The 435-nt window shown below is 59.1% G+C and carries 1 protein-coding gene; it reads right to left on the reverse strand.

What is annotated here, in order from left to right; translation table 11 throughout:
* Positions 1-36 precede the first annotated feature (36 nt).
* Positions 37-249 carry a hypothetical protein gene (locus tag DY467_RS25635; RefSeq protein ID WP_164607694.1) on the reverse strand — a complete coding sequence of 71 codons (213 nt, stop codon included), beginning with the start codon at positions 247-249 and terminating at the stop codon, positions 37-39.
* Positions 250-435: the final 186 nt, after the last annotated feature.

Genomic DNA, 435 nt, shown 5'->3' on the forward strand with positions numbered 1-435 from the left:
GCTCACATCGCGGTCGGATGCGAGCTGCGGAACGACCTATGAAGGAAACTCGGTTTCGGCGACGTGGACGCGGTCGGCATGGAGCGACCACTCCCGCAGCCGCTCCTTCTGGCAGAATTGATACTTTGCAATCTCGATCGCATTGTCGGTGCTGGCGGCATCGACCTCCAGCACGCCCTGACAGACTTCCTCGTGACGTCCATTCTCGCCGAGGATGTCCTTCATAAATCGCACGATATAGCGAGCCATGACACCTCCGGTTGGAGACGAGCGGAGCAAAGCGACAACTCAAATCCGCGAAGCCGACGAGTGCCGGTCGATTGTGCCGCGAAGAAAGGACGAACCGTCATCGGCGTCGCCACAACACATCGCGGCTACGCGGAGCCATCTCCGGCGCCCAGATTAGTCCAATGCCACAGTCAGACAAAGTGAAAG

Origin of the sequence: Rhodopseudomonas sp. BR0G17, assembly GCF_010907025.1 — a bacterium.
Lineage (GTDB): Bacteria > Pseudomonadota > Alphaproteobacteria > Rhizobiales > Xanthobacteraceae > Rhodopseudomonas > Rhodopseudomonas palustris_H.

Coding starts and splice junctions, on each gene's coding strand:
- DY467_RS25635 (WP_164607694.1), bottom strand. CDS start 249: ATGGCTCGCTATATCGTGCGATTTATGAAGGACATCCTCGGCGAGAAT.